The organism is Streptomyces sp. NBC_01498 (assembly GCF_036327775.1).
Classification (GTDB): domain Bacteria; phylum Actinomycetota; class Actinomycetes; order Streptomycetales; family Streptomycetaceae; genus Streptomyces.
The window spans coordinates 1,808,252-1,824,339 of the sequence record NZ_CP109598.1 but is presented as its reverse complement, the minus strand read 5'-3'; the positions used below and the strand labels follow the sequence as shown (position 1 = coordinate 1,824,339).

Sequence of the window (16,088 nt, the reverse complement as noted above, 5' to 3'; positions counted from 1 at the left end):
GCACACGAGCCGGGCACCGCACCTCGCCCGGCCCCAGGCCCTCAGCCCCACGGGCCCGCCGTCCCACAGAGCCGCAATTCCCTTTCTGGAGTCGCCATGTCCGCACACCGCAAGCTCCGGGCGCTGGCCGCCGCCACCGTCGTGGCCGCGCTCGCCGCCGGATGTTCCTCGGCCAACTCGGATGCCAACCGGTCCTCAGGCAGCGCCTCCGGCGTCCTCAACATCGGTATGCCGAACGGCCCGCAGACCAACAACAGCAACCCGTTCCTCGGCACCTCCGCGGGCGCGTCGCTGGGCTACCGCTACATGATCTACGAGCCCCTGGTGATGACCAACCTGGTGCGCCCCAGTGAGAAGGGCGAGCCCTGGCTGGCCAGCGAATGGAAGTGGGAGGCCAACTTCACCAAGGTCACCTTCACCATCGACGAGCGGGCCAAGTGGTCGGACGGCAAGCCGCTGACCGCCGAGGACGTGGCGTACACCTTCGAACTGATCAAGAAGTACCCGGCGCTCAACGGCAACGGCGTGCCCTACGACGGCATCACTGCGGCGGACGGCAAGGTCGTTCTGACCTTCAAGGACTCGCAGTTCGTCAACCAGAACAAGATCACCACGACCTTCATCGTGCCCAAGCACATCTGGGAGAAGGTCAAGGACCCGGCGACGTGGCCCAACCGTGAGCCGCTCGGCTCGGGCCCGTACAAGCTCAAGACCTTCACCCCGCAGACCACCACGCTCGACACCACGTCCTCCTACTGGAAGGGCAAGACGCAGGTGAAGGAGCTCCGCTTCACCTCGTACAACGACAACAGCGCGCAGACCACCGCCCTCGCCAACGGCAAGTCCGAGTGGTCGTTCGTCTTCATGCCGAACTACAAGCAGCTGTACGTCGCCAAGGACCGGGAGAACAACAAGCTCTGGTTCCCCTCCGGACTCGGCATCCACGGCCTGTGGTTCAACACCACCCGGGGCCCGCTCGCCGACCCCGCGCTCCGCAAGGCCATGGCCATGGTCGTCGACCGCAGGGCCATCCACATCCAGGCCCAGGCCACGCTCTACCCGGAGATCACCAACCCGACCGGCATCCCGCTGCCCGCCGGTGAGTCCTTCATCGCCCCCGAGTACAAGGGCGTCACCATCAAGCCCGACGTCGCCGGCGCGAAGAAGGTCCTGGACGAGGCGGGCTACACGCTCGACGGCAGTGTCCTGAAGGACCCCGACGGCAAGGCCGTGAAGCTCACCTTCACCGACCCCGCCGGCTGGAACGACTACATCACCGGTCTGTCCATCATCAAGGACAACATCAAGCCCCTGGGTATCGAGGCGCAGGTCAAGACCCAGACCGCCGAGGCGTGGACCTCGGACGTCAACAACGGCAAGTTCGACGCCACGCTGCACTGGACCAACTCCGGTGCCACGCCGTACGACATGTACCAGAACATCATGGACGGCGCCCTGCTCCAGCCCGTCGGCAAGAGCGCGCCGCTCGGCAACTTCGGCCGGTTCGACAGCCCCGAGGCGACCAAGGCGCTGAAGGAGTACGCGAACGCCACCGAGGACTCGGCGCGCACCACCGCGCTCAACACCCTCCAGAAGATCATGGTCGAGGAAGTCCCGATGATCCCGACGGCGGCGGCGCCCATCGGCGCCGAGTACTCCACCAAGAACTGGGTGGGGTGGCCGACCGAGGCCGACCCGTACGGACCGCCGCAGCCGACCCAGCCCAACGCGCTGGACGTCGTGCTGCGTCTCAAGCCCGCTAAGTGACGAGGCCGGCCGATGACCAACCACGACCGAGACCTCGCTGAGAACCGCTCCACCCACGACGACGACATCGTGCTCGAAGCGCGCGGCGTCACCAAGCACTTCCCCGTCAGACGGACTGTCGGCGACCTCCTCGCCCGGCGGCACCGCACCGTCCACGCCGTGGACGACGTCTCGCTGCGCCTGCGGCGCGGCAGCGTCACGGCACTGGTCGGTGAGTCGGGGTCGGGCAAGTCGACGGTGGCCCGGCTGCTGTCCCAGCTGTATCCGCTCACCTCGGGCGAGATACGGCTCGGCGGTGCCCCGGTCACGGCTGGTCGCGGCCGGTCCTTCCGGGCGTACGTGAAGCAGGTCCAGCTGATCTTCCAGGACCCGTTCGCGTCGCTCAACCCCGTGCACACCGTGCGTTACCACCTCACCCGCTCGCTGAAGATCCACGGCAAGCAGGCCACCGAGGCGGAGGCGTGCGAACTGCTGGAACGGGTCCAACTGCTGCCACCTCTTCAGTACTTGGACAAGTTCCCGCACGAGCTGTCCGGCGGTCAGCGCCAGCGTGTCGCCATCGCTCGGGCGCTGGGCGCCGACCCCAAGGTGCTCCTGGCCGACGAGCCCGTCTCGATGCTCGACGTCTCGATCCGGCTCGGCGTACTGAACCTGCTGCGTGATCTCAAGGAGCGCCTGCACCTGGCGATCCTCTACATCACGCACGACATCGCGTCCGCGCGGTACTTCGCGGACACGACACTGGTGATGTACGCCGGCCGGATCGTGGAGGGTGGTGACAGCGAGACCGTCACCCAGCAACCCGCGCACCCTTATACCCAGTTGCTGATCGCCTCGGCGCCCGACCCCGACCGGATCGCGGACGAGGAGGACCAGGAGGAGGCCGGGAGCGGCGAGCCGCCCTCGCTCATCTCCCCGCCGGCGGGCTGCCGCTTCCACCCCCGCTGCCCCAAGGCGATGGAGCGCTGCCGCACCGAACTGCCGCCGCGCTTCGCACTCGACGGCGGCCAGTGGGCGGCGTGCTGGCTGTACGAGGACCGCCCCGTCACGACGGCCGTGCCGGGCGCCCCCGTGAGTACCGACACCCCCGCGGGCACCGACGCTCCCGCGAACCCCGGCGGTCCCGAGGCCACCGGCACCGGGGCCACCGGCACCGGGGCGACCGCGTCGTCCGGGACCCCCACGAGCACGACGGAGGTGACGGCGAAGTGAAGTTCGCACTCCAGCGGATCCTGTTCTACGCCGTCACGGCGTGGGCGGCGATCACCATCAACTTCCTGATCCCGCGAATGATGCCCGGCGACCCCGTCCAGGCCCTGATCGCCCGTTTCCAGGGCCAGCTCGACACCAGCGCGATCACCTCCCTCAAGGCCCTCTTCGGCCTCGACAAGGAACGCACCCTCTGGCAGCAGTACACCGACTACTGGAGCCAGCTCCTCCAGGGCGACCTCGGGCTCTCCTTCACCTTCTTCCCGACACCCGTCAGCGAGGTCATCTCGCAGTCGCTGCCCTGGACCCTGGTACTGGTCGGACTCACCACCCTGCTCAGCTTCCTGCTCGGCACCGGCATAGGCGTCTACAGCGGCTGGAAGCGCGGTTCGTGGATGGACAGCCTGCTGCCCGTCACGACGTTCATCTCCTCGATCCCTTACTTCTGGCTCGGGCTCATCGCCATCGCCCTGTTCGCCGTGAAGTGGCCGATCTTCCCGGCCGCCGGGGGCTACGACAGCTCACTGGTGCCCGCGTTCGACGTGCCGTTCATCTCCAGCGCGCTCTACCACGGCTTCCTGCCCGGCGTCACGATCATCCTCAGCGCCATCGCCGGCTGGATCCTCGGTATGCGCAACATGATGGTGACTGTCTCGTCCGAGGACTACGTCATGGTCGCGCAGGCCAAGGGACTCTCCGAGCGCCGGGTGATGTTCTCGTACGCCGCGCGCAACGCGATCCTGCCCAACATCTCCGGCTTCGCGCTCTCCCTCGGCTTCATCGTCGGCGGCACGCTGCTGGTGGAGATGGTCTTCTCCTACCCGGGCATCGGCTACCAGCTCTTCCAGGCCGTCGGTGCCAAGGACTACCCGCTGATGCAGGGCGTCTTCCTGATCATCACGCTCTCCGTACTCGCGGCGAACCTGCTCGCCGACATGGTCTATCTCTTCCTCGATCCGCGCACCCGGAAGGAGAGCTGAGCCATGTCCATCCCCGCGACAGAGGTCGCCGTGCTCGACGCGGCTCCGGCACCCACCCCCTCCAAGCGAGCCAGGCTGCGCTTCCTGCGCGGCGGCAAGACCCTCACCGGTCTGTCCATCCTGGGCTTCTTCACCCTGCTCGCGATCATCGGGCCGTGGATCGCCCCGTACGACCCCGACATGATGAGCGACAAGCTGCTCCAGCCGCCGTCGGGCGACCACTGGTTCGGCACCACCCAGACCGGTCAGGACGTGCTGTCACAGATCCTGGTCGGCACCCGCGGCGTGCTCCTGGTGGGCTTCGTCGCCGGTTTCTTCGCGACGGTCCTGTCCGTGCTGATCGGCGTCACCTCCGGCTTCCTCGGCGGCGTCATGGACGAGGTCCTGTCGGCGCTCTCCAACATCTTCCTCGTCATCCCCGCGCTGCCGCTGATCATCATCATCGCCAGCTTCGTCTCGGACGCGGGAGACCTGCTGATCGCCGTCGTGATCGCCTTCACCTCGTGGGCCTGGGGCGCGCGGGTGCTGCGCGCCCAGACGCTCTCGCTGCGCAAACGCGACTACGTCGAGGCGGCCAGGGCCACGGGTGAGCCGACCTGGCGGATCGTCGGCTTCGAGATCATGCCGAACCTCACCGCCGTGATCGCGTCCGGCTTCGTCGGCACCGTGATCTTCGCCGTCCTGCTGGAGATCACGCTCGCCTTCATCGGCGTCGCGGACATCTCCAACTGGAACTGGGGGACGGTCCTGTTCTGGGCACAGTCCAACCAGGCGCTCGCGCAGGGCGCGTGGTGGTGGTTCGTTCCCGCCGGACTCTGCATCGCGCTGCTCGGCACCGCGCTCGCGCTGATCAACTTCGGCATCGACGAGTTCGTGAACCCCCGGCTGCGCACCGAGACCGGCTCCTCGCGGACGATCCGGATGCGGGTCGGCTTCACACCTGTCGCGCGCACGGACCGCGCCGACGGTGCCGTCGGCACGAAGCGCGCCGCCGCCCCCGCGACGAACGGCGCCGCCCCCCGTACGAACGGCGCTGCCGGTACGCCGCGGGACGCCGTCCTCACGAAGAACGCCGCACCGGCGAACGGGGCCGCACCGCCCGTACCCGCCGCCCCGCCGTCCGCCCCGTCCTCCGCGGGCACGCCCGACCGCACGGCTGACCGCACGCCCGACAAGGAGGCCCGCTCATGACGACCGGTCGCCCCGTCCTCACCATCAGCGGCCTCAACGTCGACTACGGCACCGGCCCCGGCGCCGTCCACGCGCTGCGCGACATCGACCTCACCCTGCACCGCGGCGAGGTCCTGGGCCTGGCCGGCGAGTCGGGCTCGGGCAAGTCCACGCTCGCGTACGCCGTCACCCGGCTGCTCTCCCCGCCCGGAGTGATCACCGGCGGCGACGTCCACTACCAGCCGCCCGGCGACGGCGCGGCCCCGGTGGACCTGCTGGCCCTCACGCCGCAGGAGTTGCGCGCCTTCCGCTGGCAGGAGCTCTCGATCGTCTTCCAGGGCGCGATGAACTCCCTCAACCCCGTGCACACGGTGCACAGTCAGCTCACCGACGTACTCCGGGCACACCGCCCCGACATGCGGTCGGCCCAGCGCACGGCGCGCGCGGAGGAACTGCTGACCCTGGTCGGCATCTCCCGCGACCGGCTCGGTGCCTTCCCGCACCAGCTCTCCGGCGGCATGCGCCAGCGCGTGATGATCGCGATGGCCCTCGCCCTGGAGCCGGAGATCGTCATCATGGACGAACCGACCACCGCCCTCGACGTGGTGATGCAGCGTCAGATCCTGCGCAAGCTGGTCGCGCTCCGCGAGGAGCTGGGCTTCTCGGTCGTCTTCATCACCCACGACATCTCGCTGCTGGTCGAGTTCTCGGACCGGATCGCGATCATGTACGGCGGGCGGATCGTCGAGGAGGCGGGCGCCGCGGAGATCTACCGCGACCCGCGCCACCCGTACAGCGACGGCCTGCTCCATTCCTTCCCCGCGCTGCACGGGCCCCGCCGGGAGCTGACCGGCATCCCCGGCTCACCGCCGCACCTCACGGCGATGCCGACCGGCTGCGCCTTCCATCCGCGCTGCGGCAAGGCGTTCGACCCGTGCGCGGAGCACGTACCGGTGCTGTCGCCGCCGGACGGCGCGGAGGGCCGCACCGTGGCGTGCTGGCTGCACCGGTCGCCGCCGGCATCGGCGTTCGCGTCGGACACGGCCCCGGAGCCCGCACCGGCGACAGGACCCGCGCGGGACGAAACCACCAGAGCCACAGCCGAAGCCGATGCCGGAACCAACCCCGAATCCGGGACCGGCACCGAATCCGGAGCCGCTCCCGGGTCCCCGGAACCGGCCGGGGGCCCCTCGGCGGCGCGCTCCGGCTGATCCGCGCCCGCCCCGTTCCCACCCGCCTCGTGTTCCACGCGCCCGGCGCCGCGCCCGCGCCGTGCGCTCCCCTCTGAACCAGGAGACCCATGAACGCCACTCCCGTCCAGGACCTCGCCCGCCCCGTCGCGGCGATCAAGGGCCTGCCCGCCGACTTCCGGTGGGGCGTCGCCACCTCCGCCTACCAGATCGAGGGAGCGGCTGCCGAAGACGGCAGGACCCCCTCGATCTGGGACACCTTCTGCCGGGTCCCGGGCGCGGTGGAGGGCGGTGAGCACGGCGACGTGGCGTGCGACCACTACCACCGGATGCCGGCGGACGTGGAGCTGATCGCGGGCCTCGGTGTCGACACGTACCGCTTCTCGCTCGCCTGGCCGCGTATCCAGCCCGGCGGGCGGGGGCCGGCCAACGCGAAGGGCCTGGACTTCTACAAGCGGCTCGCCGACGAACTGCACGGCAGGAACATCACCCCGTGGATCACGCTCTACCACTGGGACCTGCCGCAGGAGTTGGAGGACGAGGGCGGCTGGCCGGCCCGCGACACCGCGTACCGCTTCGCCGACTACGCCGCGCTCGCCTACGAGGCGCTGGGCGACCGCGTCGAGCACTGGACCACGCTCAACGAGCCCTGGTGCTCCGCCGTGCTCGGGTACGACGCGGGCGTCCACGCCCCCGGCCGCAAGGACTTCGGCGACTCGATCCGCGCGGTGCACCATCTGCTGCTCGGGCACGGCCTCGCCGCGCAGCGCATCCGCGACGCCGCCGGCGACAACCCGCTGGAACTCGGCATCACCCTCAACCTCGGTACGGCCACGCCCGAGACCGACAGCGAGGCCGACCGCGAGGCGTGCCGCCGCGCCGACGGCCAGGGCCGGCGGCTCTACCTCGACCCGCTCGTGCACGGCCGCTACCCCGAGGACGTCGTCGCCGACCTGGCGCTGCGCGGCGCCGAACTGCCCGTCCAGGACGGCGACCTGGAGATCATCGCCCAGCCGCTGGACGTCCTCGGCGTCAACTTCTACCGGGGCGCCCTGTTCTCCGGCGTCACCGAGACCGGCTCCCCCGTGGACGCCGACGGGCTGCCGGTCACCCGCGGCGTGGAGCGCGACCTGCCCCGTACCGCCATGGACTGGGAGATCACCCCCACCGAACTCACCGATCTCCTCCTGGGGCTCCAGGAGGACTACGCCGTCCCCACCGTCATCACCGAGAACGGAGCGGCCTTCGACGACACCGTCGCCGCCGACGGCTCCGTCCCCGACGCGGACCGGACCGCGTATCTCGCTGACCACCTCGCGGCCGTCGCCGAGGCGCGCGCACAGGGCGCCGACGTACGTGGCTACTTCGCCTGGTCGCTGATGGACAACTTCGAGTGGGCCTACGGCTACGACAAGCGCTTCGGCATCGTCCGCGTCGACTACGACACCCAGGTCAGGACCCTCAAGGACAGCGCCAAGTGGTACCGCGACACGATCGGACTCACCCGCGAGGCCCGATAGGTCCCACCGGACCCCCGGCACCCCCCGGCCTCCCTCCCGCCCCGGCCACCGACGCGCCGGGGCGGGGGAGGGGCCGTACCGGCGCGGGTACGGCCCCGCCTCGCCCAGCGCCGCCTGCCCACGGACGCCTCGCCCCGTCCCCGCCCCGTACCCGATCCGTCCTCGTTCCGTCATATCTCCGACCGCTCGGATCGTGCCGTACGGCGGTACCGTCGTGGATATGAGGACGAGGCTTTTCACCACTCTGTCCGGGTTGCTGCTCGCCTTCACGGGCGCCGCCGTCGTCGCGGCACCGGGCGCGCAGGCAGCCACCGGCCCCGACGCGGTGGCCGCGGCCTTCGAGAAGGGCCCGGTCTACGTCGACCCGCGCGCCTCCGGCCAGCTCTCCCGGTCGGACGCCGACGCGCTGACGAAGAAGATCAAGGACGCCGGCAAGCCCGTTTTCGTCGCCGTCCTGCCGAACACCGCCGACTTCGGGCCGGACAACACCCTGCTGGACCGGCTCCGCACCGAGACCGGGGTGTCCGGCGTCTACGCCGTCCGGCTCGGCGACCGGTTCGACGCCGCCGCCGACGCCCGGGTGCTGCCGCCGGCCACCGTCCGTTCGCTCACCGACGGGGCCCGGGGCACCGGCCCTGTCGCGGCGTCGACGGAGCTGAACAACTTCGTGGACCAGGCGCTCGCCGAGTCGCGCGGCAGCGCGCCGCCGAGCTGGGACGGCGCCTCCGGCGACGACGGGGGCAGCACCGCGACCGGGCTGATCACCCTCGGCGGTGTCGTGGTGCTGGGCGGCGCCGGTATCTACGCGCTGCTGCGCCGCAACCGCCTCCGCCAGGAGGAGCGCGACCGGCAGGCCCTCGCCAGGCTCCGGGTCGTCGTGGACGAGGACATCACCGCCTACGGCGAGGAACTCGACCGGCTCGACTTCCACCCGGGCGAGAAGGGCGCCGACGACGCGATGCGCGCCGACTACGAGCGGGCGCTGGACGCGTACGAGAAGGCCAAGTCCCTCATGGACGGCGCCGGGCACCCCCGGGACGTACGCGCGGTGACCGAGGAGCTGGAGGACGGCCGGTTCTCCCTCGCCTCACTGGCCGCGCGGCGGGAGGGCACGCCCCTGCCGGAGCGCCGTCCGCCGTGCTTCTTCGACCCCCGGCACGGCCCGTCCGTCAAGGACGTGGACTGGTCCCCGCCGCCCGCCGGTGCCCGCCGTCCGATCCCGGTCTGCGCGGCCGACGCGGCGCGCCTGGAGGACGGGGACGACCCGATGACGCGGATGGTGCAGACCGAGTACGGTCCGCGCCCCTACTACGACGCGGGCCCGGTGTACGGCCCCTGGGCGGGCGGCTACTTCGGCGGCGGGGTGCTCCCCGGCCTGCTGGTCGGCACCCTGCTCGGTTCGGCCCTGACCGGCCCCGCCTACGCCGCCGACTACGGAGGGGGCGACTACACCGGCTACGACGGCGGTCCGGGCGGCCCCGACGGCTCGGGCGGCGGTGACTTCGGCGGCGGCAGCGGTTTCGACGGCGGCGGCTTCGGCGGGGGAGGGGACTTCGGGGGCGGCGGCGGTTTCGACGGGGGCGGCGGCTTCTGACACGTACCGCCGCCCGCGTACCGAGGTCCCGCCCACGTCGCGGTACGCGCCCGGCGGTGCGCACGCCGCCCCTGGGCCCCTGCGCACGGCCCGGCCGCCCGGTCAGCCGGCCTGCGGCTTGTTCCGGATCGCCGAGATGTCGAAGACCAGCTTGACCTTGTCGCTGACGACGACGCCGCCGGACTCCAGCGCGGCGTTCCAGGTCAGCCCCCAGTCCGAGCGCGAGATCGTGGTGCCGCCCTCGAAACCGACGCGCTCGTTGCCGTACGGGTCGGTCGCGCTGCCGTTGAACTCCAGGTCGATGCTGAGCGGCTTGGTGACGTCCTTGATGGTCAGATCGCCCGTGATGCGGTACCGGTCGCCGCCCAGCTGCTCCGCGGCGGTCGAGCGGAAGGTCATCCGGGGGAAGTTCTCGACGTCGAAGAAGTCCGCGCTGCGCAGGTGACCGTCCCGGTCCGGGGCGCCGGTGTCGATGCTGTTCAGCTCCACGTCGATGGACGCGGTCGAGTTCTCCGGCTTCGAGCCGTCCAGGCTCAGGGTGCCCTCGTGCGTGCCGAAGACGCCGCGGACGTTGGTGACCATGGCGTGGCGCACGGTGAAGCCGATGCTGGTGTGCGTCGGGTCGATGGTGTAGTCACCGGTCAGCGCGGCCAGCTCGGGGTTGACCTCGGCGACGGCGGTGGCGGAGCCGGTGGTGGCGGCGGACTCGGACTTGCGGCTGAAGAGGGACATGGCATCTCCTGGTGCGGTAGTTGTTTAAGGTTCAACTGACGTCAGCGTAGACCCGTCTCGTTCAAATTTCAACATCTTCCGCCGATCGGGTGACCGCCGCCCATCGGGTGACCCCGTCGACCGGGTTCGCGCCGACCGGGTTCGCGCCGACCGGGTTCGCGCCGACCGGGTCGACCCCGGGCGCACACGACAGTGCCCCGTCACCCCAGGGAGGAGGGGTGACGGGGCACCGCCGGGAATGGCCCGGCGCCGTGGCTCAGGAACCGACCGACACGGTGAAGCGCACCGGGTTCCCGTCGTGCGCCGCGCCCGAGACGTCCGGCTCGCCGTCCGGCCGTACGTCGTCGTACGGGAACGCGTAGCCGATCGGGGTGTTCTCGTGCAGCAGCCGTGCCCAGTGATTGGTGGACGGGTCCCGGTAGTAGTCCGCCGCCGTGGCGCCGTTCGGCTGGTCCGGGTGGGTGAGCAGCGTCGAGCGGTTGAAGCCGGCCGCCAGCCGCGCCAGGAGCCCCTTCTTGTCGTCCGAGTCGCCCGGGTTGTTGGTGAAGGGGCCGTGGTTGCAGGTGAAGATGTCCTTCGAGACCGGCCGCGAGAAGGTGTGGCCGCCCGCGAAGGTGAGCGTGTCTCCCGCGACCCGGCCGGCCAGCACGCCGCGCCCGCCCTGGAGGTCGATCTTCAGGTCCTCGGCGGCGTACTTCTGCCAGACCTGCTCGATGTAGCCGTCGAAGACGTCCCGGAACGGCATCTCGTCGGGCCGGTCGAAGTACGGCGCCATGGCGTTCTGCGGGGCGATGACCCGCAGCACCTGGCCGTCGGCGCCACGGGTGATCAGCGAGTCCCACGGCTGCCCGTCGGCCGCCGCCTGCGCCGTCAGTCCGTCGGCGATCTTCTGGAGCGCGCCGTCGGGCAGCGGGGCGACCTCGTGCGTCGCGTCGCCCTCCAGGGTGATGCCGATGGGCAGCGCGGTCACCAGGTCGACGTAGCTGATGTTGGAGTACAGCTGCTGCGGGTTGAAGGTGAACTCGCAGAACGACCATGTACGGCCGTAGTTGGGGTCGTCCTCGCTCGCGAACGCGGGTTCGACCAGGGACGGGCCCGGGTTGAGGAAGAAGTCCAGCGTGTCGTCCCGTACGAAGTAGACGCGGGCGCCGTACATCTGGGGCAGCGTCATCGTCACCGCGGCGCCGCCCGCCGCGCCCAGCGGAATGGCGCAGTCGGCCGGCAGCGGGGTGTTGGCCTCGGCGGGCGACTCCGGCCGGTAGACACTGCCGTCGGCGCGGAGCAGCACCCAGCGGTCGGTGCCCTGCTCGTGGCCGGTGACGTACGCGTTGACCGAGCCGGGCAACGACTTGTTGACCAGGGCCAGTTCACAGGTCTCGGCGGCGTTGGCGCGGGGGCTGAGAGCGCTTCCCCAGGCGGGGTAGGTGAGCGCCGTCGCCGCGGCGGCCGTGCCGGTCAGAAACATCCTGCGCGAAATCACGGAAGTTCTCCTGAGATGTGGGGGGATCGCGGCCGGGCGCGGCGTGTGGGGGGCACGCGCCCGGGTCTGCGTCCCCCACTCTCGTCACGTGTCCGGGACGCGTCAAGGGTGTTGCTGAGAGCGCTCTCATTCGTTCGAGGGTCTTCACATCGGCCACATCGGCCACAGCGGCACCGGCGTCCGTCACCCCGCCCGCCACCCGACCGTGGCCGACCCCACCCGCCGCCCGCGATCGGGCCGCGCCGTCCGCCCGCCCGCACCCGGCCCCGTGGCCGCCCCCGCCCCCGGCCACGCCCCGACTCCCCACACCCCCGCGACCGGCCGCCGCCCGACATCCACCCGACATCTGGAGGAACCTCACAAGCACGAGGGGTATCAGGCTGTCGAACCGGGCCCCGCACGCCCCGGTTCTGTCCGGCTCCACCAGGAATCCGGTCAGGAGACTGTGCGGAGTCGACGGCGGCTTTTTCGCTCCGTTCTTCGTAGGGTCGATACATGACCGTTGTGGACCAGACGCCGAGTGAGCCCGTCGACGCCCGTGGGCGCGTGGCCGAGTTGCACTCGCTGCGGCAGCAGGCACTGAGCGGCCCGAGCGAACGCGCCACCGAGGCGCAGCACGCGAAGGGCAAGCTGACGGCCCGCGAGCGCATTGCGCTGCTGCTCGACGAGGGCTCGTTCCGAGAGGTCGAACAGCTGCGCAGGCACCGGGCCACCGGGTTCGGCCTGGAGGCCAAGAAGCCGTACACGGACGGTGTGATCACCGGCTGGGGCACGGTCGAGGGCCGTACGGTCTTCGTCTACGCGCACGACTTCCGGATCTTCGGCGGCGCTCTCGGTGAGGCCCACGCCACCAAGATCCACAAGATCATGGACATGGCCATCGCGGCCGGTGCCCCGCTGGTCTCGCTCAACGACGGCGCGGGCGCCCGTATCCAGGAGGGCGTCTCCGCGCTCGCCGGCTACGGCGGCATCTTCCAGCGCAACACCCGGGCGTCCGGTGTCATCCCGCAGATCAGCGTGATGCTCGGCCCGTGCGCCGGCGGCGCCGCGTACAGCCCCGCCCTCACCGACTTCGTGTTCATGGTCCGTGAGACGTCGCAGATGTTCATCACCGGCCCCGACGTCGTCAAGGCGGTCACGGGCGAGGAGATCACCCAGAACGGTCTGGGCGGCGCGGACGTGCACGCCGAGACGTCGGGCGTCGCGCACTTCGCGTACGACGACGAGGAGACCTGCATCGCGGAGGTCCGCTACCTCCTGTCGATGCTCCCCTCCAACAACCGGGAGAACCCGCCCGCCGCCGAGTCCGAGGACCCGGCCGACCGCCGCTCCGACGTGCTGCTCGACCTGGTACCGGCCGACGGCAACCGCCCCTACGACATGCGCAAGGTCATCGAGGAGCTCGTCGACGACGGCGACTTCCTGGAGATCCACGAACGCTGGGCGACCAACATCATCTGCGCGCTGTCCCGGCTCGGCGGCCAGGTCGTGGGCATCGTCGCCAACCAGCCGCAGTCGCTGGCGGGCGTCCTGGACATCGAGGCGTCCGAGAAGGCCGCTCGCTTCGTGCAGATGTGCGACGCCTTCAACATCCCGATCGTGACGCTGCTGGACGTGCCCGGCTTCCTGCCCGGTGTCGACCAGGAGCACGGCGGCATCATCCGCCACGGGGCGAAGCTGCTCTACGCGTACTGCAACGCCACCGTCCCCCGGATCTCGCTCATCCTGCGCAAGGCGTACGGCGGTGCTTACATCGTCATGGACTCCCAGTCCATCGGCGCCGACCTCACCTTCGCCTGGCCCACCAACGAGATCGCGGTGATGGGCGCGGAGGGCGCCGCCAACGTCATCTTCCGCAAGCAGATCGCCGACGCCGAGGACCCCGAGGCCATGCGGGTACGCATGGTCAAGGAGTACAAGGCCGAGCTGATGCACCCCTACTACGCCGCGGAGCGCGGGCTGGTCGACGACGTCATCGACCCGGCCGAGACCCGTGAGGTCCTCGTCTCGGCCCTCACGATGCTCCGTACGAAGCACGCCGACCTGCCGTCCCGCAAACACGGCAACCCCCCGCAGTGAGCGCGCCCCCGCGGGGTGCGGCGGCCCTGCCGCCCACGCCGCCGCCCCCGGCACAGCCGCCCGCCCGCCGAGAAGACGGAGACACGAGCCCGATGAACGATTCCGCAGACGTCACCCCGCTCCGCGCCGACAGCTCCCTGCTCCGCGTCGAGAAGGGCCAGGCCGGCCCCGAGGAGCTGGCCGCCATCACCGCCGTCCTGATGGCCCGCGCCGCCGCCCGTACCGGCGCGGACACCGCCCCGTCGCACCGTGGCCGCTCGACGGCCGGCTGGCGCCGTCTGGAGCGCACGCCGGGCTTCCGGGCCCCGCACAGCTGGCAGGGCTGAGCACGGGGCGCCCCGGCGCCCGTACGTACGACAGGAGCCCCGCACGGACCACCGTGCGGGGCTCCGGCACGTCGCCGTCCGTGTCGGTGCGTCTGTGCCGGTGCGCCCGTGTCGGTGTCGGTGTCGGTGTCGGCGGCGGCGACGGTGTCGCGCTCGGAGCCCCGCACGGGCCGGCGGGCGGGGGAACGGCGAAGGCCCCGCACTCCGAGGAGTACGGGGCCTTTCGCGGCATCGGTCCGGACGCGCGCGGCCCGGACGGACGGAACTAACGCAGCCGCGCCATGAGGGCGTGTTCGACCAGGGTGATGAGTCCGCTCTTGGCGTCCGCGCGGTGGCGGGCGTCGGTGGTGATGATCGGGGTGTCGGGGCCGATCTGGAGCGCCTCGCGTACCTCGTCGGGGGTGTAGGGCTGGTGTCCGTCGAAGCCGTTGAGGGCGATGACGAAGGGGAGGCCGGAGTTCTCGAAGTAGTCGACGGCGGGGAAGCAGTCGGCGAGGCGGCGGGTGTCGACGAGGACGACGGCGCCGATGGCGCCGCGTACGAGGTCGTCCCACATGAACCAGAAGCGGTCCTGTCCGGGGGTGCCGAACAGGTACAGGATCAGGTCCTGGTCGAGGGTGATGCGGCCGAAGTCCATGGCCACCGTGGTGGTGGTCTTGTCCCCGGTGTGGGTGAGGTCGTCGATGCCGGCGGAGGCGCTGGTCATGACGGCTTCGGTACGCAGCGGGTTGATCTCCGAGACGGCGCCGACGAACGTGGTCTTGCCCACGCCGAAGCCGCCCGCCACCACGATCTTCGCGCTGGTGGTTGAGCGGGCTGCACCGCCGCTAGAGCTTGCGAAGTCCACTGAGCACCCTTTCGAGCAGTGTCACATCTGGTTGGCCCCCGGCGGTCTCGTCGCCGCCGGGTTGGTGAATGGCGACAAGTCCGGCCTCCGCCAGGTCGGCTACGAGGATCCGGGCGACGCCCAGGGGGATGGAGAGCAGTGCCGAAATCTCGGCGACCGATTTGATCTCGAAACAGAGTCGGCAGATCCGCTGGTGCTCGGGCAACTGCCCTTGCAGCCGCGACGGATCGGCCGTCGTGCTGACCAGTGCCTCGATGGCGAGCTGGTACCGCGGGCGCGTCCGGCCGCCGGTCATGGCGTACGGACGTACCAACGGGTTGTGCGTGGCGTACTCCGGCTCCTGACGGCGCCTCGGCTGTGCCTGCTGACTGTGTGGCTGTCCCTGACCGTACGAGGGCCGCTGGCCGTACGGCTGTTGAGACCCCTGATCGTACGACGCCTGCCGCCCGTACGGCTGTTGGGGTCCCTGACCGTACGACGGCTGCTGTCCGTACGGCTGTTGGGGCTGCTGGTACGGCTGCCCCAGCGGGTCGTACGACTGCCCGCCGCCGTCCCACTGCCCGCCCCGGCCGCCGTTTCCGCCCGGCGTGGAGGGGGAGTTGAAGTGGTTCCGGGCATGATCACCCGGTACCTGTCGGCCACCCTCGTAAGGATGTCCGCCTGGGGGTGTCGCCACCGTTTCCTCCTCCGACTCCGGTCGCCGGTAACTGTCGTGTGGAGTCGCGCCACGAACCCTATGGTGCAATGGCGCGAAACGCACTGTCTGTCTGTTAGTTGAGAAGACTTCCCTGGAGTTCGGCGCGCAGGTCCGGCGTCAGCACCGTTCCCGCCCGGTCGACGAGCAGAGCCATTTCGTAACCCACCAGGCCGATGTCGGCGTCGGGGTGCGCGAGGACGGCCAGCGAGGAGCCGTCCGAGACCGACATGAGGAACAGGAAGCCGCGCTCCATCTCGACCACGGTCTGGGTCACGGCACCGCCCTCGAAGATCCGGGAGGCCCCGGCGGTCAGCGAGGTCAACCCGGAGGCGACAGCAGCCAGTTGGTCGGCGCGGTCCCGCGGGAAACCCTCGGACATGGCCAGCAGGAGTCCGTCGGCGGAGACCACCACGGTGTGGGACACCCCAGGGGTGTGGTCCACGAAGTTGGTGATCAACCAGTTGAGATTCTGCGCCGCCTGGCTCATCGGGCTCACA

The 16,088-nt window shown here is 70.6% G+C and carries 12 protein-coding genes and 2 pseudogenes; 9 read left to right on the top strand and 5 right to left on the bottom strand.

Annotated elements, in window-relative coordinates; translation table 11 throughout:
- The first annotated feature begins 96 nt into the window (after positions 1-96).
- The 7 genes and pseudogenes from OG875_RS07525 to OG875_RS07495 all read left to right on the top strand — a co-directional run bounded on the left by OG875_RS07525 (position 97) and on the right by OG875_RS07495 (position 9,430).
- Positions 97-1,767, top strand: a complete 1,671-nt coding sequence (locus OG875_RS07525) for an ABC transporter substrate-binding protein (RefSeq protein WP_330173440.1) — start codon at positions 97-99, stop codon at positions 1,765-1,767.
- Positions 1,768-1,779: 12 nt separating this feature from the next.
- Entirely contained in the window at positions 1,780-2,979 is a 1,200-nt protein-coding gene (locus OG875_RS07520; protein ID WP_330173439.1) for an ABC transporter ATP-binding protein, read from the top strand.
- On the top strand, positions 2,976-3,956 hold the full coding sequence (locus tag OG875_RS07515; RefSeq protein ID WP_330173438.1) for an ABC transporter permease: 981 nt from the start codon (positions 2,976-2,978) through the stop codon (positions 3,954-3,956). The genes OG875_RS07520 and OG875_RS07515 overlap by 4 nt, the downstream gene beginning before the upstream one ends.
- Positions 3,957-3,959: 3 nt before the next feature.
- A pseudogene (locus OG875_RS07510) lies at positions 3,960-4,910 on the top strand (ABC transporter permease); the annotation flags it as partial.
- Positions 4,911-5,143: 233 nt separating this feature from the next.
- Positions 5,144-6,133, top strand: a pseudogene (locus OG875_RS07505) (ABC transporter ATP-binding protein); the annotation flags it as partial.
- Between the two features lie 293 nt (positions 6,134-6,426).
- The gene (locus OG875_RS07500) at positions 6,427-7,836 is read left to right on the top strand and encodes a GH1 family beta-glucosidase (protein ID WP_330173437.1); all 1,410 of its coding nucleotides are present in this window, start codon (positions 6,427-6,429) and stop codon (positions 7,834-7,836) included.
- Between the two features lie 220 nt (positions 7,837-8,056).
- Positions 8,057-9,430, top strand: a complete 1,374-nt coding sequence (locus OG875_RS07495; RefSeq protein WP_330173436.1) for a hypothetical protein — start codon at positions 8,057-8,059, stop codon at positions 9,428-9,430.
- Positions 9,431-9,532: 102 nt separating this feature from the next.
- Here OG875_RS07495 and OG875_RS07490 read toward each other — a convergent pair whose 3' ends face one another.
- Positions 9,533-10,162: a YceI family protein gene (locus OG875_RS07490; RefSeq protein ID WP_330173435.1), complete on the bottom strand. Its 630-nt coding sequence runs from the start codon at positions 10,160-10,162 to the stop codon at positions 9,533-9,535.
- 256 nt (positions 10,163-10,418) lie between these two features.
- Positions 10,419-11,627 carry a glycoside hydrolase family 64 protein gene (locus tag OG875_RS07485; RefSeq protein ID WP_330177640.1) on the bottom strand — a complete coding sequence of 403 codons (1,209 nt, stop codon included), beginning with the start codon at positions 11,625-11,627 and terminating at the stop codon, positions 10,419-10,421.
- Positions 11,628-12,137: 510 nt separating this feature from the next.
- Between OG875_RS07485 and OG875_RS07480 the strand changes: the two genes are divergently transcribed.
- On the top strand, positions 12,138-13,721 hold the full coding sequence (locus OG875_RS07480; protein ID WP_330173434.1) for an acyl-CoA carboxylase subunit beta: 1,584 nt from the start codon (positions 12,138-12,140) through the stop codon (positions 13,719-13,721).
- A gap of 92 nt (positions 13,722-13,813) precedes the next feature.
- Positions 13,814-14,047, top strand: a complete 234-nt coding sequence (locus OG875_RS07475; RefSeq protein WP_330173433.1) for an acyl-CoA carboxylase subunit epsilon — start codon at positions 13,814-13,816, stop codon at positions 14,045-14,047.
- Positions 14,048-14,312: 265 nt separating this feature from the next.
- Here OG875_RS07475 and OG875_RS07470 read toward each other — a convergent pair whose 3' ends face one another.
- The 3 genes from OG875_RS07470 to OG875_RS07460 form a co-directional block, all read right to left on the bottom strand.
- Positions 14,313-14,894 (bottom strand): GTP-binding protein, encoded by a 582-nt coding sequence (locus OG875_RS07470; RefSeq protein WP_031229389.1) that lies wholly within the window; start codon positions 14,892-14,894, stop codon positions 14,313-14,315.
- Positions 14,875-15,570 (bottom strand): DUF742 domain-containing protein, encoded by a 696-nt coding sequence (locus OG875_RS07465; protein WP_330173432.1) that lies wholly within the window; start codon positions 15,568-15,570, stop codon positions 14,875-14,877. The genes OG875_RS07470 and OG875_RS07465 overlap by 20 nt, the downstream gene beginning before the upstream one ends.
- A gap of 94 nt (positions 15,571-15,664) precedes the next feature.
- Positions 15,665-16,078 (bottom strand): roadblock/LC7 domain-containing protein, encoded by a 414-nt coding sequence (locus tag OG875_RS07460; RefSeq protein WP_330173431.1) that lies wholly within the window; start codon positions 16,076-16,078, stop codon positions 15,665-15,667.
- Positions 16,079-16,088: the final 10 nt, after the last annotated feature.